At 39.3% G+C, this 22719-nt stretch carries 22 protein-coding genes and 1 riboswitch; of the genes, 8 read left to right on the forward strand and 14 right to left on the reverse strand.

The genetic code is table 11. The features are described 5' to 3' along the window. Positions 1-16: 16 nt before the first annotated feature. A complete protein-coding gene (locus CXF81_RS13265; protein WP_101181827.1) occupies positions 17-1327 on the forward strand; it encodes a hypothetical protein in 1311 nt (436 codons plus the stop codon). A gap of 7 nt (positions 1328-1334) precedes the next feature. Here the strand turns inward: CXF81_RS13265 and CXF81_RS13270 are convergent, their stop codons facing one another. Together CXF81_RS13270 and CXF81_RS13275 are read right to left on the reverse strand one after the other, a co-directional pair. Further along, positions 1335-2312, reverse strand: a complete 978-nt coding sequence (locus CXF81_RS13270) for a transposase (protein ID WP_101181828.1) — start codon at positions 2310-2312, stop codon at positions 1335-1337. 261 nt (positions 2313-2573) lie between these two features. After that, on the reverse strand, positions 2574-2876 hold the full coding sequence (locus CXF81_RS13275; RefSeq protein ID WP_101181829.1) for a hypothetical protein: 303 nt from the start codon (positions 2874-2876) through the stop codon (positions 2574-2576). A 111-nt stretch (positions 2877-2987) separates the two neighbouring features. On the opposite strand from CXF81_RS13275, the gene CXF81_RS13280 reads away from it, so the two are divergent. After that, positions 2988-3170 carry a hypothetical protein gene (locus tag CXF81_RS13280; RefSeq protein WP_101181830.1) on the forward strand — a complete coding sequence of 61 codons (183 nt, stop codon included), beginning with the start codon at positions 2988-2990 and terminating at the stop codon, positions 3168-3170. Here CXF81_RS13280 and epmB read toward each other — a convergent pair. Continuing rightward, complete coding sequence (gene epmB, locus CXF81_RS13285; protein WP_101182036.1) at positions 3141-4208, reverse strand: EF-P beta-lysylation protein EpmB; 1068 nt, start codon at positions 4206-4208, stop codon at positions 3141-3143. The two genes, CXF81_RS13280 and epmB, sit on opposite strands and share 30 nt — an antisense overlap. A 33-nt stretch (positions 4209-4241) precedes the next feature. Here epmB and efp point away from each other — a divergent pair, with 33 nt between their 5' ends. The 3 genes from efp to CXF81_RS13300 are packed head-to-tail and all read left to right on the forward strand — an operon-like array spanning position 4242 to position 6544. After that, positions 4242-4811: an elongation factor P gene (gene efp, locus CXF81_RS13290; protein WP_101181831.1), complete on the forward strand. Its 570-nt coding sequence runs from the start codon at positions 4242-4244 to the stop codon at positions 4809-4811. A gap of 48 nt (positions 4812-4859) precedes the next feature. Then, positions 4860-5858, forward strand: coding sequence for an elongation factor P--(R)-beta-lysine ligase (gene epmA, locus CXF81_RS13295; protein WP_101181832.1), 999 nt, complete (start codon positions 4860-4862; stop codon positions 5856-5858). 29 nt (positions 5859-5887) lie between these two features. Beyond that, positions 5888-6544: a hypothetical protein gene (locus CXF81_RS13300; RefSeq protein WP_101181833.1), complete on the forward strand. Its 657-nt coding sequence runs from the start codon at positions 5888-5890 to the stop codon at positions 6542-6544. A 343-nt stretch (positions 6545-6887) separates the two neighbouring features. Here the strand turns inward: CXF81_RS13300 and CXF81_RS13305 are convergent, their stop codons facing one another. From CXF81_RS13305 to CXF81_RS13320, 4 genes are all read right to left on the reverse strand, one after another. Further along, positions 6888-8324: an aldehyde dehydrogenase family protein gene (locus tag CXF81_RS13305; protein WP_101181834.1), complete on the reverse strand. Its 1437-nt coding sequence runs from the start codon at positions 8322-8324 to the stop codon at positions 6888-6890. Between the two features lie 136 nt (positions 8325-8460). Continuing rightward, positions 8461-10101: an acetolactate synthase large subunit gene (locus tag CXF81_RS13310; RefSeq protein WP_101181835.1), complete on the reverse strand. Its 1641-nt coding sequence runs from the start codon at positions 10099-10101 to the stop codon at positions 8461-8463. 120 nt (positions 10102-10221) lie between these two features. Continuing rightward, the gene (locus CXF81_RS13315) at positions 10222-10830 is read right to left on the reverse strand and encodes a peptidylprolyl isomerase (protein WP_101181836.1); all 609 of its coding nucleotides are present in this window, start codon (positions 10828-10830) and stop codon (positions 10222-10224) included. A gap of 1 nt (position 10831) precedes the next feature. Beyond that, positions 10832-12004 (reverse strand): methyltransferase, encoded by a 1173-nt coding sequence (locus tag CXF81_RS13320; RefSeq protein ID WP_101181837.1) that lies wholly within the window; start codon positions 12002-12004, stop codon positions 10832-10834. A 53-nt stretch (positions 12005-12057) separates the two neighbouring features. Here CXF81_RS13320 and CXF81_RS13325 point away from each other — a divergent pair, with 53 nt between their 5' ends. The 3 genes from CXF81_RS13325 to CXF81_RS13335 all read left to right on the forward strand — a co-directional run bounded on the left by CXF81_RS13325 (position 12058) and on the right by CXF81_RS13335 (position 14832). Beyond that, positions 12058-12666, forward strand: coding sequence for an alpha-ketoglutarate-dependent dioxygenase AlkB (locus CXF81_RS13325; RefSeq protein WP_101181838.1), 609 nt, complete (start codon positions 12058-12060; stop codon positions 12664-12666). A 187-nt stretch (positions 12667-12853) separates the two neighbouring features. Continuing rightward, positions 12854-13168, forward strand: coding sequence for a BolA family transcriptional regulator (locus CXF81_RS13330; protein WP_101182037.1), 315 nt, complete (start codon positions 12854-12856; stop codon positions 13166-13168). Between the two features lie 98 nt (positions 13169-13266). Continuing rightward, complete coding sequence (locus tag CXF81_RS13335; RefSeq protein ID WP_101181839.1) at positions 13267-14832, forward strand: SulP family inorganic anion transporter; 1566 nt, start codon at positions 13267-13269, stop codon at positions 14830-14832. A 93-nt stretch (positions 14833-14925) separates the two neighbouring features. Here CXF81_RS13335 and CXF81_RS13340 read toward each other — a convergent pair whose 3' ends face one another. The 7 genes from CXF81_RS13340 to ccoG all read right to left on the reverse strand — a co-directional run bounded on the left by CXF81_RS13340 (position 14926) and on the right by ccoG (position 22713). Further along, positions 14926-15201 (reverse strand): peptidylprolyl isomerase, encoded by a 276-nt coding sequence (locus CXF81_RS13340; RefSeq protein ID WP_101181840.1) that lies wholly within the window; start codon positions 15199-15201, stop codon positions 14926-14928. A 14-nt stretch (positions 15202-15215) separates the two neighbouring features. Further along, positions 15216-16154, reverse strand: a complete 939-nt coding sequence (locus tag CXF81_RS13345) for a class I SAM-dependent methyltransferase (RefSeq protein WP_101181841.1) — start codon at positions 16152-16154, stop codon at positions 15216-15218. Between the two features lie 70 nt (positions 16155-16224). Further along, a complete protein-coding gene (locus CXF81_RS13350; RefSeq protein WP_101181842.1) occupies positions 16225-16932 on the reverse strand; it encodes a thiol:disulfide interchange protein DsbA/DsbL in 708 nt (235 codons plus the stop codon). A gap of 320 nt (positions 16933-17252) precedes the next feature. Next, positions 17253-17876 (reverse strand): thiol:disulfide interchange protein DsbA/DsbL, encoded by a 624-nt coding sequence (locus tag CXF81_RS13355; protein WP_101181843.1) that lies wholly within the window; start codon positions 17874-17876, stop codon positions 17253-17255. Positions 17877-18065: 189 nt separating this feature from the next. Further along, positions 18066-19973, reverse strand: a complete 1908-nt coding sequence (locus CXF81_RS13360) for a TonB-dependent siderophore receptor (protein WP_101181844.1) — start codon at positions 19971-19973, stop codon at positions 18066-18068. Between the two features lie 53 nt (positions 19974-20026). After that, positions 20027-20251, reverse strand: a riboswitch (cobalamin riboswitch). Between the two features lie 70 nt (positions 20252-20321). Continuing rightward, entirely contained in the window at positions 20322-21290 is a 969-nt protein-coding gene (locus CXF81_RS13365) for a serine/threonine protein kinase (protein WP_101181845.1), read from the reverse strand. Next, positions 21283-22713, reverse strand: a complete 1431-nt coding sequence (gene ccoG, locus CXF81_RS13370; protein WP_101181846.1) for a cytochrome c oxidase accessory protein CcoG — start codon at positions 22711-22713, stop codon at positions 21283-21285. Before ccoG ends, CXF81_RS13365 begins: the two co-directional genes overlap by 8 nt. Positions 22714-22719: the final 6 nt, after the last annotated feature.

Genomic DNA, 22719 nt, shown 5'->3' on the forward strand with positions numbered 1-22719 from the left:
AAAAATTGGATTAGTAATGAAACGATTCATCAAGATTACAGCACTTGCTCTAATTAGCTTATTTTGCCTTTCTGTGATTTTGTTAATCGATTTATCACCAACGGTTGCAAAAAATGCATATCAACAAGTTAAAAATGCTGAGAACGTGTCAGAATTAATTATGCAACTGCGCTCAAGCCTAAGGAATCGATACCAACCGCAACAAATTGATATCTCATATTCACAAGCCGAAAGTTTGTTAGGCTTCACTCAGCGTGCTCTACCGAACGTGAGTAGTGATATTAAATTATCTGAAGACCAGGCTGAAATCCTGATTTCATATCAACTTCCTGCCTACCTTTTATCTTTGTACGTAAATGTCTCGATAAAAGTTAAAGAAGCCAGTTATCTGGACGTTGAAAGCGTTTCCATCGGTGTAATTACTTTACCGGGAGATTGGGCATTAAGTTGGGTCGAAGCATTTGCGAATTCTTATACAAATAGCGAAGTTGCGACTAAAGCAATTCAACAAGTAGCAAAAACAGATATATCACCTCATCAAGTCATTGTTAGTCTGAATCCGCTGGATCCATTGCTTCGAGAACTAAAAAACATTAAGACTTCAGGTGATGGCAGTGAACGACAATTGTTGAAAATAAAAATAGCACACTACCTAAGACTTTTAGATAGCCTTCCTCTCCCGAATGACTTAGCAACCCAGAACAAAGACACATCTCTTAGTTATTATTTGCACAAGATTATGCTAGAAGCGAAAGCGATGAGTTCCCAAGATCCATTAGGAAATTCAAACTCAGCTACCTTAGAAAATGAAGCCGCTATAATGGCTTTGGCCATTTATGTTGGGCACAGAAGGTTTTCAACGCTTTTTGGTGATCTTTCATTTGCAGTCGATCCAATTCCTACAGTGCGAAAAAAGCCAGTTTTAGCAAATCGACAGGATTTAAGCTTACACTTTATATTCTCAGCTGCGATTAAACTATTATCGGAGCAGGGCATTAGTATTGCTGTTGGTGAGTTTAAAGAACTCATGGACAGAGGGAATGGAGGGTCTGGCTATAGCTTTGTTGATTTAACCGCGGATATGGCGGGCGCTAATTTTGCTACTTTGGCTGTTGACCCCAGAACAGCAGAGCAAATTCAGAATATTATGTCCTCGGAAGCAAGTGAATCCTTTTTCTTTCCAAATATTGATGGTTTTGATGAGGGAATGGATAAATCACAATTCCGACAAAAGTATTCCGACATAGAAAGTATAGAATACTTAAAGGTATTAGACGAAATTGAAAGACGTTTGAGTAAATTACCCGTGAGTAGAATATCAAATTGATAGAAGTTTATTGAAACAAGCGTAACGCTGTCGATATTCCTTTTAGTTTCTTTTGCCGAATCTTTTTTCTGTATTTTTCCATAGATATTACAGATCCTATAACGTAACTAAATTCTTCTTCAATATGCGCAGTCAGTGTTAGCCAGTTCTCCTCATCAATTCCAAACTGTTCCAATAGACTAGATTTAATCTTCGTATTTACGAGTCGAATGTTCTTCAATCTTGTTGCCGTTTGACGCAGAAGATTTGTATAACAAGTTAAGTCAATGTTGATAAAGGTAGGGTCACTTTCAAGCTGAGTTTTTAGGCATTTGAGTTCCGTAGGTTGCTTACCAAGTTTCATACAAGTTAATCGTCTTTTTATACTGGTATAATGCGAATTTTCTAGGGTAGTGGCTATTCCTGCTCTTATTGGATTTAAATCGACGTAGATCATACATGAGACGATCGCACGCTCGTCCAACAACGCTTGAGACTTGAAACGTGACTCCCAAAATCGTCCAGAACACTTATCTTCTCTATTCGCCCGCAGCGCAATATACTGATTCAATGCTTTCATAAAATAACTAATGCTAATGAGTCTTTTTCTATAAATATTAGTAATTTTGTGGATAGTAGATAATTGTATCGGTGTCAGTTTTTTTCTTTGTTGTGGGTCAATATACATAGCTGTAATTGTTTTGTTCGGGTGCACTGAGTGCCAACGTTGTATAACCTCCATGTTGGTCCATTGTTTTGCGCGCTCGGTATCTACATGTAAGACTAGATGGTTGTGATTATGCATAATAGCATATGCACAAACATCAATAGAAAATGCTGACGAAAGCTTGGTTAAACGCTTTTCAAACCAATTCCTGCGGTGCTCAAAACTCTTTCCAGTGAACTTGTCATAGCCACATAAAAAAGCCCGGCGAACACAGCGGCTAATACAATGGTAGTAAGAGGTTTGTGATAATATTATTTGTTTGCTGCGAGCAATTGGCATTTTATACCCCTGTATTTATGGTTCTTATAGGGTATTGGACTAAGTCAAAATTAGTAGCTGCCTTGAAGTACAGTTTTTGCGTTTCTATGTGAATAAACAGGTTAAAACAAAGACACACCTAACAACCTGCGGTCTGGTAAGTAACCAATTTAAAGTTTGCTAGGATGCACAATGAAAAGAAACAGGTGTGTCCTTTTAGATTTTCCTTTTAGATTTTTTTAGATTTTCTTTTAGACTACTTTTAGACCAGACAAGGAAAATCTAGAGCGTTATTTTGAATTTTGCGAGTGTTAAAAGCATCAATTCCATTTTTTTTACTATCGTAGTAATTTCATTTTCGATATTGACATCGTTGCTTTGAAGCATCGTGACATCACTAGCAAGTTCGTCTACGTAAGGTCCAAAACGCTTACTTTTTGTAGTAAAACCATTGTCTTCAGTGAAGATTACTGAGAACTTGGCTTTACCCGATTGTTGAAGTTTATCAAGGGCAGAATCTGCATCAATTGCCTTCCTATATATTATTTGCATGTTTTCAGTTATTTTTACTAGAACCTGCTGCACGAAAATCTCCTAAAATTATCCTCAAGAAAATGGCTCAATTGCCGATATACTATTGAAGTGCGTAATTTTGCACACTTTTTTACGTAGCTACAAGCAATAAAAGGAAAAGGTATGGATATTTCAGGTACAAGTGCCTCAAGTGTATCCGGTGCGTTGGAGATTAAATCTGCTAAGTTGGCTAAAAGCCTTCAAGAGCAAGAAGGTCAAGCAGCGCTTCAGTTGATTGAGTCAGCTGACGTACCCAAATCATCATCTAACCCTGGATTAGGTTCTGTAATTAACACTTATGCCTAAGCTAGCCCTCGATGAAGGTTGTAAATTTAAGTCTATCGGCGTTTTGCTGGGTTGTCCTCCAATCTCAGTTACGAGTTTGGGGACCAGATATCCTGGCAAACGCTTTAGTACTTCTCTGATTATTTCCTTAGCAAGTTTAACGTCAACATCAAAATGTGCAGCTCCTTTTACTTTGTCTAACAAATGTAAATAGTATGGCATCACGCCAATGTCAAAAAGAGCTTCACTCAAAGCAACTTGTTCATTTACTGTATCGTTGACTCCTTTTAAAAGGACGGCCTGATTGAGAAGAGTAACTCCAGATGAACGCATTTTTGAACAGGCTCTCGCTAGTTGAGGGCTTACTTCATTAGCGTGATTCGTATGCAATACCAATACTTTCTGAAAGCGGCAACCTGCAAACCATTCAACGAATTCATCATTCACTCGAGAAGGGATAACGACAGGTAGTCTTGTGTGGATCCGAAGCCTTACTAGATGAGGTATTTCTTCTAACTGAGCAACCAACCATCTTAGATGGCTGTCTTTAGCCATTAATGGATCGCCGCCTGAGAAGATCACCTCATTGATTTTGTTGTTTTCCTTAATGTAGTTGATAGCCTCCTGCAATTCGCGTTTATTGACAGAGTTTTCTTCATAAGGAAATTCTCTCCTAAAACAATATCGACAATTTACAGCACATCCACTTTTGACTATGAGTAAAACTCTATTTTCATATTTATGTAAAAGACCTTTTATTTTGTTTTCGTGCTCTTGCAGAGGGTCTTTAACATAACCAAGTGTGTCTTTATATTCTATGTTTTGAGGGAGCACCTGAAGCAACAAGGGATCGTTTATATCATTTTTATTCATTAAACTAGCAAAATGCCGTGGTACTTTCATGGAAAAAAGCTTTCTTGCAGCACTATTGTTTACCGCAATTCCGGGGTCCAAATCTAAAAATTCTAGTAACGACTCAAGGGTCGTAAAACAATTTGCTAATTCTTTTTGCCAGTTTGACTCTACAGCAATGCTATTTTTAGGTATTATTCGTTTCACAAATATGCTCACAACGTAAATTTTAGAGGAACTATGGCTCATTTCAGTACAAACGAGTTCAAAGCGGGCTTAAAGATAATGCTCGACGGCGAACCTTGCAACATTCTTGAGAATGAATATGTAAAACCAGGTAAAGGACAAGCCTTCAGCCGTGTCAAACTTCGTAAACTTATTTCGAACAAAGTACTAGAGAAAACCTTTCGTTCTGGTGATTCAGTCGAAGGTGCTGATGTCATGGATACCGAACTCTCCTATCTCTATACCGATGGTGAGTTCTGGCATTTTATGAACAACGAAACATTTGAGCAAATTGCCGCCGACGAAAAAGCGTTGGGTGATAGTATCAAGTGGTTAGTTGAAAATGATACCTGTACTATCACATTGTGGAACGGAACTCCTATCGTTGTGACTCCTCCGAACTTTGTTGAGTTAGCAATTACCGAAACTGACCCCGGTCTAAAAGGTGATACAGCTGGCACGGGCGGTAAACCCGCGACACTGGCAACTGGGGCTGTTGTTCGTGTTCCATTATTCGTTCAAAAAGGCGAAATAATTAGAGTTGACACACGAAGTGGTGAATATGCCTCACGTGCACAAAAATAAGATAGCGAATGGGGTTGTGCTGCAAGCGCTAACCTCATTCATTGTTTAATGACTATCTCAAATGAATGGCAACCCTCGGGATCAATTGAGAGTCTTGTCAAAAGAGCTAAAATACTTTCCGACATCAGACAATATTTTGCGACTGAAAAGGTGTTAGAAGTTGAAACACCGACAATTTCACCGTCGACAGTCACAGATGTTCACTTAGAAGCAATGAGAACGGTACATACGAACCCACTCTCTGTTAAAAAGACACGCCTCTTTTTGCAAACTTCGCCTGAATATTACATGAAACGTATGTTATGTGCAGGTTTTCCAAGTATTTACCAAATCACTAAATGTTATAGAGATGATGAGGTGGGGCGGTACCATAATCCTGAGTTTACGATGCTTGAGTGGTACCGGTTAAGCTTTTCAATGAATGAGTTGATAAACGAGGTAGATACGATTTTAAGACTCGTCTTAGACACACCTGCATGCGATAAAACTACTTATAGAGAATTATTTTTGAAATACCTAAGTTTAGATGTAAAAAGCGATACTGATTTGAAAGTTGTATCGATTTGCAAAAAGTTTGGCTATGAAGATTTAGTTCCATCGGGTTTTAAAGATATGCTTTCTGCATTTGATAGAAATATGCTTTTACAACTGTTGTTTTGTGAAAAAATTGAAACGCGAATCGGCAGAGAGCGACCTATTGCCGTAACCAACTTTCCAGCTAGTCAGGCGTCGTTGGCTAAAATTGATCCGTCTGAACCATGGTCGTCCCTTCGGTTTGAGTTTTATTATCAAGGTATTGAGCTTGCCAATGGCTTTGAAGAGCTCAACGATGCTGATGAACAAAAGACGAGATTTATTTTGGATAATAAGCAAAGGAAAGAAGGTGGTTTGGAAGTAAAGCCTCAAGATGTAAAGTTTTTGAATGCATTGGACGTTGGCTTGCCGATGTGTTCTGGCGTAGCGTTGGGGATTGACCGCCTTTTAATGTTAGCGCTTGGTAAAAAGCATATAAGTGAAGTATTAAGTTTTGATTTTGCAGCCCTGTAGATGAATACTAGAAAGGAAAGTCAGTATTAATGGAAAATGAGGGCAATATTGATGTTTGGTTTCAGCAACTAGCAAAAGCTAAAAAGAGCGCAAACAAAGACACACCCCACCTAGTAGTCGGTTATGGCAGCCTCATGAGCAAACAAAGCCGAGACACGCATAGCAACATCAGGTCACTCCCGCTTCCTGTTATTGTCAATGGGTGGGAGAGGGCTTGGGTCACGAAGTCTAATGATGAAAAACAGACTTATGTTGGCGCCTATCGAAATAGCGCAAGCAGTTTTAATGGCCATGCTTTCTATACTAATATCGATGAAAAGTTACTTCAGCGAGAGCAAGATTATAGATTTTCGAAGCTCAAGCTGGATCAATTAGATTTTGGCTCAGGGATAAATAGTTCGATGTTAGAGGTACTATCTAATTGCACTGTGTACGTTTGCGAAACGCTTGAACGAACAAGTCCAAGCAGAGAGTTTCCCGTAAATGCTAGTTATATCGATACGTGTTTAAAAGGGTGTTTGGATGTTGGTGGAATAGAAGAGGTTAAACGATTTATTAAGACAACAAAGCATTGGCCTGATGTTTTCAAACTAGATGACCGATTAAAACCAAAATATCCTAGGGCAGCCACAACATGTATGTCTGAGCGCACAATCTTCGATGAGATACAAAAGCAAAATACATAATGATCAAAATTCAACAATTGTATTTTATAAAATTAAGTGAGTCAGGTGCAGAGTCCATCAATAATTTAGTAAATGTCCGCAGATTGTTGCAATAAGTTGATGATATAGAGGTAAATAATCAAGAAAATACAGCTTGTTTTATCGCTGAAAATATAAACGTTAAAGTATACGATAAGAGCCTTGCTACAAAGCTTTGATGCAAGAGGTGCAATTATGTATCCAAAGAGCTACAAAAACTCTCAAAAAACGTAGAGAAAGATACAAAGAAAGAGATATAAAGAAAGACACACCTAAGCACGTGTGTCTTGTTTGTGGTTCTTTTAAGGCCGTCGCGGTTAGGTAATTATTGCGGTGTTCTTAAAACCATTAACCTAATTTCAGTCATGTCTTCTATTGCAAACTTGACCCCTTCACGACCTAGTCCCGATTCTTTCACTCCGCCGTATGGCATATTGTCAACTCGCCAACTGGGTACATCTCCAATGACTACACCACCGACATCCAATTCATCCCATGCTTTATGGGCCTTATAAATATCCTTAGTAAAAATGCCGGCTTGTAAACCAAATTGACTGTCATTGACTAATTTTAATGCCTCATCGAAATTAGAGAAAGGTGTGATCGTTGAAACTGGGCCGAAGGCTTCTTCTGCATTTATTTCACAGTCCTTTGGGACCTCCGCAAGAAGAGTGGCTTGCAGCATTTGCCCCTTCCTTGAACCACCACAAAGCAATTTAGCGCCAGCGGCAACTGCTTTTTGTATCCATTCCTCAAGGCGAATGGCTTCCGATTCGGAAATCATTGGACCGATGTATGTATCCTCGTTCAGTGGGTCTCCATGAACCAAATTTGCAACTTTTTCCGTGTATGCGGATTCAAATTTTTCGTAAATTGTTTCATGAATAAAAATGCGTTGAACACTAATGCAACTTTGACCTGATTGATAATAAGCACCAAAAACAATGCGTTCAATCGCATCCTCAATATCGGTGTCATGGTCCACTATACAACCGGCATTACCACCTAATTCTAATATTACAGGCTTTTTACCTGCCTTGGCTTTTAATGCCCAACCAACACCGGGCGATCCGGTGAAGCTTAAAAGTTTGAAGCGCTCATCAGTTGTAAAAAGATCTGCGCCATCTCTGCTGCAAGGTAATATTGAAAATGCACCTTCAGGTAGGTTTGTTTCCGCAAGTACTTCACCGATAATTAATGCTCCGATGGGAGTTCTACTCGCGGGTTTTAATACAAAAGCACACCCAGCAGCTATTGCAGGTGCTATTTTGTGAGCCGCTAAATTCAATGGAAAATTGAACGGAGAAATGAAAGAACAGGGACCAATTGGCACTTTCTTATATTGTCCTTGATACCCTTTTGCTCTCTCGGTAATTTCTAAATTCATTACCGCTCCCTCTATTCGTACTGATTCTTCCGCGGCAATTTTGAAGGTATCTATTAGTCTTGTGACTTCGCCTCGCGCATCTTTAATCGGTTTGCCAGCTTCGATACATAGAGCATAAGCAAGTTCATCAAATCGCTCTCTAAACCTTGTTACACAGTGTTCTAATATCTGTTGCCGCTTATATGCAGGCATTTTATTCAGTATTTTCTGACTTTTCTCTGCGGCATCAATGGCTTTATCAATTGTTTCTGGATCAGCCAATGCAACAGTTGAAGCTACTTCACCGGTATATTTGTTGGTTATTTCAAGATGTTGATTAGCAAAAATAGCTTTGTTTGCAAGAAAGTATGGATATTGTTTTGCTAGCTTCGTCATGGTTATTGTCCTTTTATAAAGACACACCTTATTGAGAAACAGGTGTGTCTAGTTTTAGCTCAAATGTAGAGTTTACAAAGAGCATCAAATAGGTGTGTCTTTATTTAATTTCTTTATTGAATTTAAATCTACAGAATTATAACTTCGCGCTAAGCTCTCGAATTGTCTTGTTCAATGTTTCATCATTTAAACTATAATCAACAGGCACATCAATTAAATGAACGGCAGGATCGATAAGGCAATTTTGTAAGGTGGGTAATAGTTCTTCTGTCGCTGCAATTCGCCAGCCCTTGCCGCCATATGATTCCACATATTTAACAAAATCAGGATTACCGTAATCTAATCCGAAATTTTCAAACTGCATATTGGCCTGTTTCCACTTAATCATTCCATAAGCGTCGTCACGCAATATAATCACAACAATATGCAGTTTTAGCCTGACAGCTGTTTCCAATTCCTGGCTATTCATCATAAAGCCACCATCGCCACAAACAGTAATAACCGCTTTGTCAGGATAAACTAGTTTCGCAGCTAATGCTGAAGGCAGACCAGCGCCCATGGTTGCCAATGCGTTATCGAGCAATACTGTATTCGGCAAATATGCCGGATAGTTTCGAGCAAACCAAAGTTTATAGATGCCATTATCTAATGTAACGATCCCATCTTTGGGCATTGCTTTTCGGATCTCTCGTACAAAACGTTCAGGCAATATAGGGAAACGATCATCATCTTCCGAAGCGGTTCGATGCGCTATATAAGCATCATGAACCTCCTTGTAAAAGTCTAGCGTCCAGCTATCTTGTGGTTGTATTTTTTGTTTAATTTGCCAAATACTATTGGCGATATCACCAATGACCTCTAACTGTGGGAAGTAGACCGGATCAACTGCAGCTGAGTCGAAGTTAATATGGATGACTTTCTGATTATTGTCTTCCATAAAGAAAGGCGGCTTTTCAACTACGTCATGCCCAACATTGATTATTAAATCAGCTCTATCGATAACGCGATGAACAAAATCACCAGATGACAATGCCGTATTACCCATAAACAGTTCCCCGCTCTCATCGAGCACACCTTTGCCCATTTGGGTCGTGATGTATGGGATCCCTGTTTTGTCGACAAACTGTTGAAGCATTTTTGCTGTCAGCTTACGATTTGCTCCGGCTCCAATCAATAGAACGGGAGATTTTGCTTTTTCAATCATATCAATCGCAAAACTAATCGCTTTATATTCTGCAATTGGGCGTCGCGCTATGCTCGGCTTGAGTAATTTTGCGTTGGTAGATTCTTCGGCGATATCCTCAGGAAGTTCAATATGAACCGCGCCTGGACGTTCCTCTGATGCCAGCCGAAAGGCCTCTCTTACAACAGATGGGATGCGATCACCACTAACAACTTGGGTTGTATATTTAGTTATAGGGCGCATCATATCGACCACGTCAATGACTTGGAATCGTCCTTGCTTACTAGTCTTTATTGGTTTCTGACCCGTTATCATTAGCATTGGCATGGCACCAAGTTGCGCGTATGCGGCAGGTGTGACTAAATTAGTTGCGCCAGGGCCTAATGTTGATAAACAAACGCCTACTTTGCCAGTTAAGCGACCATAGGTAGCCGCCATAAAACCAGCTCCTTGCTCGTGGCGGGTTAAAATAAGTTTGATAAATGAATTACGTAAGGATTCTAATAAATCGAGGTTTTCTTCGCCTGGTATACCAAATATATACTCAACACCTTCTGCCTCCAGCGCCTTCACCATTAAATCTGATGCTTTCATAATTTTCCTTTTTCATAACTGTATGCTCAGTATAGTCAGGTAAATTAAATTTACATATTCAGTTTCAGAATAAAGTATTACGCTGTGTCTGTATAAGTGATACACGCGATGATGAATTTATTACTGTGGCTCAGGCAGCACAGTGGCGGTTATTAGTACCACTTCTTTTTTTGGCGCATCTTGAAAACGAATAAGGGCTTTATATTCGGTCTCAACCAGTGCCATTTTATCAAGTAAATCGGTACCATCGATAACGCTGCCGAAAACAGTGTAACCCCATGTTTTTCCTGGGTCTAAATTGTTATTATCCTTCAGGTTAAAAAAGAATTGACGCTTCGCTGAATGCGGGTCGTCTTCTCTAGCCATAGCAACGCTATATATATTATTTTTCAGCCCATTTCCCGATTCGTTGATAATCGAGCGACTGGCTTTTTTTTCCCGATATTCAGGGTCATAGCCACCGCCTTGTATAATATAATTTGGGATAACACGATGAAATAGCGTGTTATCAAATTCACCTCTTTTAACATAGCTCAAGAAATTATTTGCGGTAGCGGGTGCTTTTCTTCTATTTAACTCAATCACTAAATCACCCATGCTAGTTTCAAACTTTACCAAAGGATAATAATTATCTTTCTGAATATTTTCGCCAGGTTGTTTCTGTGTATTTGCCACTAAGCCAAAACTAAATACCGCAAGCATGAAGCATGCAAATGTCAATTTAATCATTTTATTGCCTTGCTTTGTAAGTTGATAAAATACTGAACTTTTTATTACTATCGATGACCTCATATCCACCAAAAAGTTTCTTTAATTTAATTGGATAATCCAAATGGCGATTACCCACAATTCTTAACTCTCCACCCTGTTTAAGGACTTTTTTTGCATCGGTGAACATTTGATATGCAACGTGATCAGTAATCGTATTTTGCTGATGAAATGGCGGGTTACAAAGCACAATATCGTAGTTCGACGATCCAATTTTCAACAGTTCTTCCAAACAATTACTAACAATAAAAGTTGCTCGGTCTTCACTACCAATATGGTTGATAACGTTTTGTCTTGCAGATTCAACAGCCATGAAAGACTCGTCAACGAAAGTGACATGCGCATCCTTACTTTGGTCCAAAATAGACACACCTATTACACCATTACCGCAACCTAAATCAATAACCTGTTTGTTCATTGCATTTGGGAGATTTTTCAACAATATTCTTGCACCAATATCTAAGTGCTCACGACAAAAAACATTTGCGTGGTTACTAAGGGTGAATGGAATTAATGGGTCAGACACAATCGTAGGGTAGGGAGAGGTTTCTGTATTGATACCTGTATATGTTGAAAAAATGAGTCTTGCTTTCTTTTTTGCCAAAGAGGTTGTTGTTATACCAATGTACTTTTCAAATAATTTTAAAACAGAGTTTTGTACGATTTTTACTTTTCCTGCGGCAATAACTGTAGAATTTTCATCGAGGACAGACTGCAATGTAATGAGCTGTTGTTCTAATAGAGCAAGTGATCGTGGGATTTTAATTAATACTACTTTTGCTTTGTTCTCAATAACGTCATTGAGGTCAGTAAGTGCATGGCAGAATTCAACATTTCCCGCTTCCAATCCATTAATCATAAGGTTAGTCATAACACTTTTATGAGAAATCCATGAATCAGAAATAAAGACCGGTTGTTTGTGGTTAAACCAACACGTCAGGGCCCCAAAGTCATCATTAATAATAATAAGAGGTGTGTCTTTATTCGACGTTTCCGCTAATAGTGAGCAATTCTCTACATGTTCAATAATGTATTCGTCCGCTCCATCCCATGCTTGAAGACTCACATGCTGATACTTCGCGGGGTAACGTTCTAAATGTAAACTGCGCTCAAATGCAGTAAAATGTGTATTCATTGAATTACCCGTTTTATTGACAGTGAGCAACTTAAACCAAATGTAGAGGTGTTATGCAGCAATGTCTTTTTTCCAATCATAATTTGCAGAGTCTACCCTTGGCTGATGCAAAGGTACAATATTTAGCGAATTGGCTCGATAATGAAACAGCAGATTCTTTGTTGCACTTATTTCAGCGTGAATTGAATTGGAGTGAGGCGGAAATAAAGATTTTCGGTAAAATGATAAAAATACCTCGGTTACAGGCGTGGTATGGTGACGCAGGAACGAACTATACGTACTCAGGTGTCACTATGACGTCACTTCCTTGGCATCATGAATTACATAAATTAAAAGCTAAATGTGAGGATCAGTGTGGGTCGTCGTTTAACTCAGTTTTAGCAAATCTGTATAGACATGGTCAAGATAGCATGGGAATGCATTCTGATAATGAAGCAGAATTAGGTATCGAGCCCCTTATTGCTTCTGTTTCTTTGGGGGAAGTCAGAAACTTTGACTTTAAACATAAAATAAATGGTGAAAAATTTAGATTACCGTTGGAACATGGTTCTTTATTGATTATGAGTGCTGAAACTCAAAAATATTGGCAACATGGGGTTGCAAAGACAAAGAAACAGGTTGAGCCTCGAATAAATTTTACTTTTAGAAAAATTCTTCTTTAACGGAATTGTTGGATTATTTTGTTGACTCGGTTTTGGCTCCAGAGGTGCTTCTTTGTTAAGGGCTCTGGAACCGTTTTATAGGTGTGTCTTGCTTAAACTTTGCTTGTTTAAACTTTGATTGAGATAACGGCGCTGCCACTTTATAATGCAGCTAACTGCGAACGACAACATTAAACAGAGAAACGTGATGACTGTAGAGCAAGGTATTATCAATAAACTCAACAAAAATTTTCAATTGTCATATTTGGAAGTGTTGAATGAGAGTCATATGCATAATGTGCCAGCAAACGCTGAAACTCATTTTAAAGTGACCATTGTTTCGAGTGATTTCGAAGGTAAAAGGTTAATTCAAAGACAACGCTTGCTGAATCAATTGTTATCTGAAGAATTAGCAGGACCAGTTCATGCGTTAGCACAGCATACCTATACATTAGAAGAGTGGAACAAGAAAAATAGTATTTCTCCTGAGTCTCCGAATTGTTTAGGCGGTGGTTCAAAGTAAAATCTTACTGATCAAAATCTTCTTAACATTCTGTTAAAAGAAATTATGCTTATTATCTGCTAAACTTGCGCCAGTTTTGAAACAATAGAAATGTAAATATGTTTAATTTGATAAATGGTACAAAAGGGAATGTTAAAAACGACATTTTCTCTGGTATCACCGTTGCTTTTGCTCTGGTTCCCGAAGCCGTAGCATTTGCGTTTGTTGCAGGTGTTGAACCGATGGTGGGTTTATACGCTGCGTTCATGATGGGATTAATTACATCAGCAATAGGTGGTCGCCCTGGTATGATTTCAGGCGCAACAGGTGCAATGGCTGTAGTCATGGTTGCCCTTGTTGCTCAGCATGGCGTGCAATACTTATTCGCCGCTGTTTTGCTAGCCGGTTTTTTGCAAATCATGGCTGGTGTATTTAGACTTGGCAAATTCATCCGTTTAGTGCCCTACCCAGTTATGCTCGGATTCGTAAATGGCTTAGCAATTGTTATCTTTTTAGCACAGTTAGGGCAGTTTAAAATAACCAACTCGTTAGGTGAGCTGGAATGGATGACGGGCAACTTGCTCTATATAATGCTTGGCCTAGTAGCACTAACGATGGCTATTATTTATCTGCTACCAAAATTGACAACCGCCATACCTGCCTCTCTTGTTGCCATTGTAGCTGTCACTGCGCTAGTCCATGGCTTAGATTTAGATGCTAGAACCGTAATCGATTTCGTTCGAGATATGGCGCCAGAAGCACAAAAAGGTACGATTACTTTGGCTGGAGAATTGCCAACCTTCGCTATACCAATAGTACCTTTTACTCTTGAAACACTTTATATTATTTTACCAACAGCAGTTATTTTGTCGCTTGTCGGTCTTATTGAATCCTTATTGACGTTGTCGCTTATTGACGAAATGACTGATACTCGCGGTCAGGGCAACCAAGAATGTGTGGGTCAGGGTGTAGCAAATACCGTCAATGGTTTCTTTGGTGGAATGGGTGGTTGTGCCATGATCGGACAGAGTATGATTAATATAAACTCAGGCGGTCGAGGTCGCTTATCAGGTATCACAGCAGCATTGGTCTTACTTGGCTTTATTCTATTCGCAGCGCCTCTTATTGAGATGGTTCCACTAGCAGCACTAGTAGGCGTTATGTTCGTCGTCGTTATCGCTACGTTCGAATGGGCATCTTTCAGAATTGTTCGTGGTGTAAATAAAGAAGATGCTTTTGTCTTGTTTTTGGTTACCGGTATCACCGTAGCTGTTGATTTAGCCATAGCGGTTGTTGTTGGTGTAATCGTGTCAGCCCTTGTATTTGCATGGAAGCATGCGACACATATGATGGCGAAAACTTATACAGATGATGATGGTTGGAAGGTTTACGATCTAGCGGGACCTTTATTCTTCGGTTCAGTAACTCATTTTAGAGAAATTTTTGACCCGCAAAATGACCCTGACGATGTGGTTATTGATTTTCGTGAGTCTAGAGTTTGGGATTCTTCAGGGATTGATGCACTAGATGGCCTTGCTGATAAATATAAAGAGCAAGGCAAAAAGTTGCATATCAGACATATCAGTCCTGAGTGCCGAGTGTTGCTTAGGAAAGCAGGCGAATACGTTGAAATTAATGTGAATGAAGACCCTCGTTATCGAGTTGTTTCAGATACGCTTGGTTAGTGTAAAGAAATCGCTTGGTATTTAGAAGTATTAAAAAAGGGAGCTCACTGGTGAGCTCCCTTTTTTGATTTTCTAAGATTAATCTAATGAAAGCTAACTTCGGTACAACGTTTTTATAATATGAAACCCAAATTGCGTCTTTATGGGCCCATGAACTTTCAGTATTTCTTTTTTAAATACGACGTTCTCAAAAGCTTTTACCATGTCGCCTTGGCGAAATTCTCCCAAATCCCCTCCTTTTTTTGCTGAAGGGCAATGGCTATATTTCTTAGCCAACGCTTGAAAGCTAGCGCCTTTGTCTAACTGAGATTTAATGCTTTCAGCTTCTTCTTTGGTTTTTACCAATATATGACATGCATTTGCTTTCATATTTTCAAGTTACCTTACTGTGCTTTTTTAAATAAAAGAGTCATGCGATTCGATTCACCAATAGCATCAACTTTTTCTTTTAATCTTGGGTTGTCAGCGGCGCCGTTATAAGTAGGTGGGAGCCTCCAAACAGTATCTTTTTCAGTCGGAATATCGTTCGCGTTTTCGTTAATGTCAGATTCATTGACAAGCTCAAAACCCCCTAGTCTAAACATTTCAATCACCGCTGATTTCTTTAAGTAACCTGCACTGCCATCGGCCCATTTATCTGAACTCGTTTCAGGTGCTTGATGTTGAACAACACCGACCAATCCACCATCTTTAAGCAGCATTTTTGCTGTTGCCAATGCTTCACTCATCGTCCCTGCTTCAGCTTCGAATCGGTTTACGTTGTGAAGAGCTCTAATAAACAACACTCTGTCAACAGTCCCAGTTAACTCATCAGGTGGTGTGTTAAAAGTAAAGCCAGTTGATTGAGGTGCTTTTTCGACGAACTCACTTACCATATCCGGAAATTTAGCGGTTCTTTCAATTGCCTCTTGAATATCCTCTTCAGAGAAAAAACCAAATCTAGCCCACATTTCATCATTATAATTGATACCGTGCAGTTGACCTTCAGAGCCTAAGTAATAAGCTAGAATTTTTGAATACCAACCACCGCCAGGGAGTGCCTCTGCAACAGTCATTCCAGGGGCGACTTTAAAAAAATCAAGTGTCTGAATTGGATTGCGTGCGCTGTTTCGTGATTTATCTTCTTCATTCTGGTTTTTTAAAGCGTAAAATAGTTTTCCATTATCGACTGCAGGAGCTGCATCTTTCAGTGGTGCAGCCTGCATAGCTACTTTAGCTTCGGGTGCAGTATCCTTAACTTCTTCTTTGGGAGCCTCTGAACAACCGAGCGTCATAGCAAGGGCTAGTGTGCACGTTGATGCAGTAATTGATTTTTTAAACATGATAATCCTTATTATAGTTATAAATTTTTGTTGTAAGCTCATTCATTGCATAGGGTAAATTGATGCTCAATTATTTTTGTTGGCTAAGCCAATTAACTAAATCTACAATATCTTGAACGTTCATTTCTCTTGTAAATATGGCTTGATACTTCCCATTAACAATAATATTTGGGACGCTTTGTAAATGTTCCTTAAATTGGCTTATATCATCATTGTTCCGCTTAAATGTATCAGTTAACTCCGTTTTGCTTAATGTACTTTCAAAGTCGACCGCTGCTATATCATAAGAAATGAAAAGTTGCTTAAGGTCGTTTAGTCCTTCAATTTTTTGTCCTTGTTCATGGATATGAGCAAATATTGCCGCATTCATCAACTCTTCCGTGCCCAATGACCTACCTATAAGCATTGCTTTAGTTGCTTGTTCTTGTATTTCTTGAGTCGTAAACGACATAAAATTTACATGAACTTTTCGAAACGCTACATCATTAGCCAATTGTGGCTTTATTTCATTTATAATCATTTCAAAGCGATAGCACGCAGGGCACCAAAAAGAAAAATACTCAACGACTTCTTTTTGTTCAGAAGCGGTATCAGCAACAATATTGTAATGAGTACCATTGACCCATTTTATTGGTAACAGCGGCGATAATGGTGCTTGCGCGTTAGTTTCAGCAGTTACAAGTGCTGAGCTCGAATCCACTGGCGGAGCTTCCGTGCATCCGGCAAGTGTTAAACTCAGTAGTAAGGTTGCAAAGAACGCGATTGAAGGTTTAGTCATGTTGCCTCTTAAAATAAATTCTATTGTTTGATCAAATGATTATAGATGCTTTTGAATAATGGTAAACCCATTAGCTACAATCGTACTATCTCTCAAATAATTATTAATAAAAAATTCCTAATAAAGACACACCTATTTAGCATAGAGTAGGTGTGTCTTTACTCTTCTCTTTATTTTTCTCTATTATTGAATTGATAAAAAAATCTCTATTCGTGCATTCTTGATGCCCCAAACAGGTGTGTCCTTATTCATGCTTATGCAGCATTTGGAAGTAATAAAAAAGGACCTTTCGGTCCTTTTCTTGGAAATTAGGCTCATTGTTATGATTGTTTTGTTAGCCATACAATGAGATTTACGATCTGATCGGCCGTCATATCTCTTGAAAACTTCGCTTGGTATTTACCATTTACAATAAAGTTAGGTACGCCGTTTAGATATTCGCGATAAGTTTCAATTTCTCGGTTATTTTTGTTAACCAAGCTTTTTACACTAAAACTTTTCGCCATTTTATCAAACTCTTCAGCTTCAACACCATTAATAATGAAAACACTACGTAGGTCTTTTAAGCCAGTTACTGTTGAACGTTGCTCATGAATGTAATTGAAAACAGCGGTGTTCAAAACATCTTCTTTTTTCATCGCGCGTGCAATGATCATCGCTTTCGTCGCATCGTTCTGTACATCTGGCCCAGCACTTTGCATAAAGTTAACTTGGATTTTTGTGAATTTAACATCTTCGCCTAATCCTTCTTTAATCTTTTTGACCAAAGGCTCAAAGCTATAGCAAGCAGGACACCAAAACGAAAAGAACTCTTTTACCTCAGGTGTTGCTGTGGCTTTATCGTTGATCACGATGTAATGCTCGCCTTCTTGCCATTCATCGGCTGCATGTACTGAAAGTGGAAGCAACATTGCAACAAGCAGTATTGAAAACAGCTTTTTCATAAAAAATTCCTTTAATTGAGGGCTAATGATAGTAAATATAAATCGTCTTAGGTTCTAATTGGAGAATACCACAAAGCAAAATACCTTTTCAAAATATAAGGGCGAATGCCTGCATGATATTCGCCCTTGTTCAGATGTCATTCACATTTAAAACTTCACATAAGCAGTTTTAGAGAGGAAGTTACATGCTTAGTTCAATTGATATCGCATATTCACCACAATTTTACGTGATTGGCCTACAAAACCAAATACATCTTCAAAATCCTCGTTCAACAAATTGTCAACACGAAGTCCAAAGCTCAAACTATTATTGTACTTATACTGATAGTTTGCACTAACTAACCAATACGGACTCAATCCCACAATTTCGGATGAATTAGGAAATGGAGGAAAGAATCGGTCTTGTTTTGAACCGGTATAATCTGCTTGAAAATAGAGATTGCTTTTTTTATTCAATGCATAGTTAATGGTAGTAGAACCTGAATGGCGGGCTCGTCTAAGTTCAACCTCTGTAGGTGCTTTTGCCTCTAGATAGGCATAATTTGCTGACCAAGTAATGTCTTTCCAATCCCCATAGAGAGAAAACTCTAGGCCTCTTCTTGTTGACGTTTCATCAATGTTCTGCGCAGTAAAAGCACTCGTTGCCGGGTCAAAAACAAAGCCATTGATCTCATTTTCCAATTGAGTGTCAAAATGAGTTAGTTCAGCACTAAAGCGACTCGATAAATTATAGATTAAACCAATTTCATTCGCATAACTCGATTCAGGAAGTAAACCGGAGTTGCCTGTAAATGTGCCTGGGAAGAAACCAAATCTCTCTGTGAATGACGGATTTTTAACTGCTTTACCGCGACTTACAAAAACTTTTAACTGGTCGGTGAAATTGTAGCTTAGCCCTAACCTAAAACTATTGGCATCATCAAATTCATCGCTTTGATCTGCCCTCGCGCTATAACTAGCATAAAGATTCTTAGCAACTTCATACTGACCGTCACTCAGCACTGAAATAGTTTGGTTGTCTTGGGTTTGATTTGGATCGCCAAAAACGATAGGACCGCTTTGCTCGAAGTCTTCTATTACACTATCAAGTCCAACGTTGATAAAATCGTTGGCACCTAAATCAATGTAGTTTATCCAATTAAGTCGTTGGGTCTTACCAACAGTGCCACCAGAAAATACATCACTCGAAAAGCTATCACTCGCAAAACGATTTAATTGATAGCTCAACGATTGTGACCATATGCCTGCAGATGGAGTGAAGTCCCATCTCAATAAAGCACTGAGTTGTTTTCCTTTTGAATAGTTATCGGCGTCAGCAGGCAAACCAGTATTGACGAAGTCGATAGCATCAAAGTCAGTAACAAAATCAACCAGTCGCAAATTAAAAACCAATGTGTGTTCTCGGTTAGCTTGATAAGCAACATTAGTATTAAAAGAGGTGTTACGATATCCTTCCTCCTCGCTACCTTGGCGGGATACGTTTTCACCATCAGTTTTAAGGTGATGTAAATTAGCTGACAATGACAAGCCATTTCGGCGCGTTTTATAAGAAACACTCAATTGGCGAGTTGCTTGTGTTCCAAGTCCAACATTAGCTGATAATTTATGTTGTCCAGAAATCGCCGCTTTTTTGCTGGTGATGCTTATGACCCCTGAAACGGCACTACTTCCCCATAGCGCACTTTGCGGTCCGCGAAGTAACTCAATGCGCTCAATGTCCGATACCAGCAAATGTGCAAAGTTTACTAAGCCGCCTTGGCCAATGTCGTTTATCTCGACACCATCCACCAACACTAAAATATGGTTACTCTCACTACCACGAAAACGTATTTCAGTTAATGTACCTGTAGGACCGGATTGACTTATATTGATACTAGCAAAAGACCGTAATAAATCAGTAACGGTTGCAGCCCCAGAAGCCTCAATAATATCAGCGTTTATAAAAGAAACAGAGCCAGCAAGTGTCGATTTATCAACGGGCGCTCGAGAGCCCATTACGCTGATAGTTTCTATAGATCGGTTTTGTTCTAAAGCGAAAATGGAAGTTGAACAAGAGGCAGCAAAAATTGCCGCCAATAAAGAAAATTTTGTTTTCATAAAATTAAGACTCTGTATATGCTCCACCCGAGCATGACAAAAAAGAAAGGCAAATTGCCAGCACCTTTCAAGGCCGGTATCCGGGCTTACATTGTCTTATTAAAACCTTCCCATGTTTGCACACAGTGGATGACGCCGATATAGATATCGATGAATAATAAGCGAAAGTGTTATGGACTTTCAATGTTTACCGTTGCGGGGGCAGCGCTGGATTTACACCAGTTTCCCGTTTAACTTTTTGCATTAATACAAATAGCACCTTGAACGCGTCGGAGTATAAAGTCTTTGCTGCAGATGTGAATGATTAATTTGACTTAATATTGAACGACACGCGCTGTTTTTAAAAGATTAGAGCTTTAGCGGTGGCTCTTGAAGCGCTGAGTGCTGTTCTTTCAATGCCAGTATTTGGCTCTCCCAATACTTATCTTCAGCGAACCAGGGGAATGCATTTGGGAATGCAGGATCCTCCCACCTCAGGCTTAGCCAAGCCATGTAGTGAATCATTCTCATCGCACGCAGGGGTTCGATAAGTGATAACTCATCTTCATCGAGTACATGAAATTCATTATAAGCGTTGACTAGTGTCTCTAGTTGGATGAACTGCTGTTGGCGATCACCCGAAAGCATCATCCAAATATCTTGAATTGCAGGCCCCATTCTGCAGTCATCAAGGTCGACAAAGGTGGGTCCATCGCGCCATAAGATGTTGCTTGGATGTAAATCACCATGCAAGCGTATTGAGCGGTAATTACGCGAGAATTTCTCTTTAGTTTGTGCGATCACCATATCAAGAACGTTATGAAATGCGGTTTGCAAATGACGCGGAATTAGTGAACTCGTTAACAACACTTGTTTAGGTGTGTCCAAATAACTGTTAGTGCAAACTTCTGGCCGACGCTCGAACGGCTTAGATTGCGCTACTTTATGCATTTGACCAATAAAACCGCCCATCGATTCAAGCTGTTCAATGTTGTCAACTTCAAACTGACGACCACCAGCGGAAAGAAAGATGGCGAACCGATAATCGGCATGTTGATGCAAACTCTCACCATTAATAACTAATGGCGCAACAACTGGAATTCCTGCTGCCATCATTTCTAACGCAAAATAGTGCTCTTCTTGAATTTGCTGATCATTCCATCGTAGCGGACGATAGAATTTGACTACATAACGCTTGTTATCCTCGGCCACAAACTGATAAACCCTATTCTCATAACTATTTAATGCCAATAAGCCAGAGGATGCTTGAATATCAACAGTCTCAATAGCATCAAGGATCAGGTCTGGATTCAATCCCGCGAAAGAGAAATCAGACATCAGTAAAAATAAATCGACTGGTTTCTTGAATTTTAATTATGTCACCATTTTCATCTTTGGTTTCTACGTGAAAATTGAAATCTGTAATTTCTTCAGTGAGCGAATAAGGGTCAGTAACAACGCTTATAGGCAGCGTATAAATTTCGCCTCCCCCCACTTTCACTTCAGTTTCGCCGACATATTTTGCGCCTTCAATTCCACTAATTGAAATTTTAAAAATACGATCATTCTGTGATTTATTTAGTAACTTTAGGGTATATACGTTTTCGATTAATCCTTGGTTGGTTTCTCTATAGAGTGAAATTCTGTCCTTGATAATGTCTATCTCTAATGGTTGACGAGAGTATATATCGTATACCAGTAGACTGGTCATAATAAGCAAAACAATGGCATAACCGATTAGCTTAGGACGCATTATTTTAGTTTTCCCGCCAGCAAGCTGATGCTCAGATGTAAAACTAATTAAGCCTCTTTGATAACCCATTTTGTCCATGACACCATTGCAAGCATCAACACAGGCGCCGCAGTTAATACACTCATACTGCAGTCCATTGCGAATATCTATTCCCGTCGGGCATACTTGAACGCAGAGGTTGCAATCGATGCAGTCTCCCAGACCTTGTTCTTGCACTTGTTCAGGTGCGGCTTTGCGAGAACGTGGACCGCGTTGTTCACCTCGACCAGAGTCATAGGCAACTGTAAATGTGTCTTTATCAAACATTGCTGACTGAAAGCGAGCGTAAGGACACATGTGAGTACACATGATTTCGCGCATATATCCGGCGTTAGCATAAGTGCAAACGGCAAAAAATATAATAAAGAAGCCAGCCCAAAAACTAACACCAAAAGTGAAAAAGTCAGCGAATAAGGCATCTATTGGTGAGAAATAGCCGACAAAGGTCATAGCAGTAAGTAGGGCAACAGTAACCCAAGAAAAATGTTTTAATGTTTTGCGAATAAATTTGTCCACATCCATTTTACGTTCATCAAGTTTCATTCGTTTATGGCGGCTACCCTCAATTTTTTCTTCAAACCAAATATAAAGAAATGTCCACGTCGTCTGAGGGCACATAAAACCGCACCAAACTCGTCCAGCAAAGGTGGTAATAAAAAACAAGGCAAAAGCGGCCACAATAAGAACGTAAGCAAGGATGGTGAGGTCTTGGGGCCAAAGTGTCATTCCGAAAATATTGAAGCGCTGTTCACCTATATCGAAAAGAACAGCCTGGTTGCCGTTATATTGTAGCCAAGGAATAACGGCAAAAATACTTAAAAATATTAAACCAAAAAAACGCCTAATATTCTCAAGCATTCCTTCAACAGCACGAACATAAATACGACTTCTAGCCGGATAGGTAGCAGTCTCTGCTGGTTTGTGGATTTTGACCGGTGTGACATCTTTAATTTTTATTTGTTCGTTCATTAACCG

Source organism: Glaciecola sp. 33A, assembly GCF_002836745.1.
In the GTDB taxonomy this organism is placed as follows: Bacteria; Pseudomonadota; Gammaproteobacteria; order Enterobacterales; family Alteromonadaceae; genus Glaciecola.

Excerpts from the sequence above, each read along its gene's own strand:
- CXF81_RS13265 (WP_101181827.1), top strand. The coding sequence starts at position 17 with ATGAAACGATTCATCAAGATTACAGCACTTGCTCTAATTAGCTTATTT.
- CXF81_RS13270 (WP_101181828.1), bottom strand. The coding sequence starts at position 2,312 with ATGCCAATTGCTCGCAGCAAACAAATAATATTATCACAAACCTCTTAC.
- CXF81_RS13280 (WP_101181830.1), top strand. The coding sequence starts at position 2,988 with ATGGATATTTCAGGTACAAGTGCCTCAAGTGTATCCGGTGCGTTGGAG.
- efp (WP_101181831.1), top strand. The coding sequence starts at position 4,242 with ATGGCTCATTTCAGTACAAACGAGTTCAAAGCGGGCTTAAAGATAATG.
- epmA (WP_101181832.1), top strand. The coding sequence starts at position 4,860 with ATGACTATCTCAAATGAATGGCAACCCTCGGGATCAATTGAGAGTCTT.
- CXF81_RS13300 (WP_101181833.1), top strand. The coding sequence starts at position 5,888 with ATGGAAAATGAGGGCAATATTGATGTTTGGTTTCAGCAACTAGCAAAA.
- CXF81_RS13305 (WP_101181834.1), bottom strand. The coding sequence starts at position 8,324 with ATGACGAAGCTAGCAAAACAATATCCATACTTTCTTGCAAACAAAGCT.
- CXF81_RS13310 (WP_101181835.1), bottom strand. The coding sequence starts at position 10,101 with ATGAAAGCATCAGATTTAATGGTGAAGGCGCTGGAGGCAGAAGGTGTT.
- CXF81_RS13315 (WP_101181836.1), bottom strand. The coding sequence starts at position 10,830 with ATGATTAAATTGACATTTGCATGCTTCATGCTTGCGGTATTTAGTTTT.
- CXF81_RS13320 (WP_101181837.1), bottom strand. The coding sequence starts at position 12,004 with ATGAATACACATTTTACTGCATTTGAGCGCAGTTTACATTTAGAACGT.
- CXF81_RS13325 (WP_101181838.1), top strand. The coding sequence starts at position 12,058 with ATGCAGCAATGTCTTTTTTCCAATCATAATTTGCAGAGTCTACCCTTG.
- CXF81_RS13330 (WP_101182037.1), top strand. The coding sequence starts at position 12,854 with ATGACTGTAGAGCAAGGTATTATCAATAAACTCAACAAAAATTTTCAA.
- CXF81_RS13335 (WP_101181839.1), top strand. The coding sequence starts at position 13,267 with ATGTTTAATTTGATAAATGGTACAAAAGGGAATGTTAAAAACGACATT.
- CXF81_RS13340 (WP_101181840.1), bottom strand. The coding sequence starts at position 15,201 with ATGAAAGCAAATGCATGTCATATATTGGTAAAAACCAAAGAAGAAGCT.
- CXF81_RS13345 (WP_101181841.1), bottom strand. The coding sequence starts at position 16,154 with ATGTTTAAAAAATCAATTACTGCATCAACGTGCACACTAGCCCTTGCT.
- CXF81_RS13350 (WP_101181842.1), bottom strand. The coding sequence starts at position 16,932 with ATGACTAAACCTTCAATCGCGTTCTTTGCAACCTTACTACTGAGTTTA.
- CXF81_RS13355 (WP_101181843.1), bottom strand. The coding sequence starts at position 17,876 with ATGAAAAAGCTGTTTTCAATACTGCTTGTTGCAATGTTGCTTCCACTT.
- CXF81_RS13360 (WP_101181844.1), bottom strand. The coding sequence starts at position 19,973 with ATGAAAACAAAATTTTCTTTATTGGCGGCAATTTTTGCTGCCTCTTGT.
- CXF81_RS13365 (WP_101181845.1), bottom strand. The coding sequence starts at position 21,290 with ATGTCTGATTTCTCTTTCGCGGGATTGAATCCAGACCTGATCCTTGAT.
- ccoG (WP_101181846.1), bottom strand. The coding sequence starts at position 22,713 with ATGAACGAACAAATAAAAATTAAAGATGTCACACCGGTCAAAATCCAC.